Source organism: Bacillus sanguinis, from assembly GCF_018332475.1.
Taxonomy (GTDB): Bacteria; Bacillota; Bacilli; order Bacillales; family Bacillaceae_G; genus Bacillus_A; species Bacillus_A sanguinis.
In genome coordinates this window covers 1-442 of the sequence record NZ_BOQB01000317.1, presented here as the reverse complement: position 1 = coordinate 442, position 442 = coordinate 1, and the positions used below count along the sequence as shown (strand labels likewise).

Sequence of the window (442 nt, the reverse complement as noted above, 5' to 3'; positions counted from 1 at the left end):
TATCTAATGAAATTTAAAGTATTCTTTTTAACGATCACGATTCAAAAAACTAAGTTCTCGGACAGTGAGATATTGCATGACCATCAAATTAATAAAGCTATGGAAGATGTAAAAGAACGTCAAAGTCACTACTGTAGCCATCTATAATTCCTTTCGAAAGGAGGAATGTATCATGAAGTTTCACCTTTTCTTTTTAACAATTACAATCCAGAAAGAAATCTTTTCAGAAGATGAATTAAAGCAAGAGCAACAATACAAAAAGATTATGGACGAAATTCGAGATCGTAGAAGCAACTACTACACTCATCTATAATCCTTTAAAAATATAAAACTTGAAAGGAGTCGATTATGATGTTGATAGCACGTTGTAAGGAAATGATTTGGATAGTTCAGAGGGATTCCACATAGTTTTATTGAGGCTATATCATACAACTTTACCGTT

At 31.7% G+C, this 442-nt stretch carries 2 protein-coding genes; both read left to right on the top strand.

Going from position 1 to position 442, the window contains the following annotated elements; all coding sequences use genetic code 11:
* Positions 1–6 precede the first annotated feature (6 nt).
* The gene (locus KI369_RS24865) at positions 7–147 is read left to right on the top strand and encodes a YrzI family small protein (protein ID WP_000669812.1); all 141 of its coding nucleotides are present in this window, start codon (positions 7–9) and stop codon (positions 145–147) included.
* Between the two features lie 25 nt (positions 148–172).
* Positions 173–313 (top strand): YrzI family small protein, encoded by a 141-nt coding sequence (locus tag KI369_RS24860; protein WP_000668489.1) that lies wholly within the window; start codon positions 173–175, stop codon positions 311–313.
* The last annotated feature ends 129 nt before the right edge of the window (positions 314–442 follow it).

What these genes read in the sequence shown, in the direction of transcription:
- KI369_RS24865 (WP_000669812.1), top strand. Translation starts at nt 7, where the DNA reads ATGAAATTTAAAGTATTCTTTTTAACGATCACGATTCAAAAAACTAAG.
- KI369_RS24860 (WP_000668489.1), top strand. Translation starts at nt 173, where the DNA reads ATGAAGTTTCACCTTTTCTTTTTAACAATTACAATCCAGAAAGAAATC.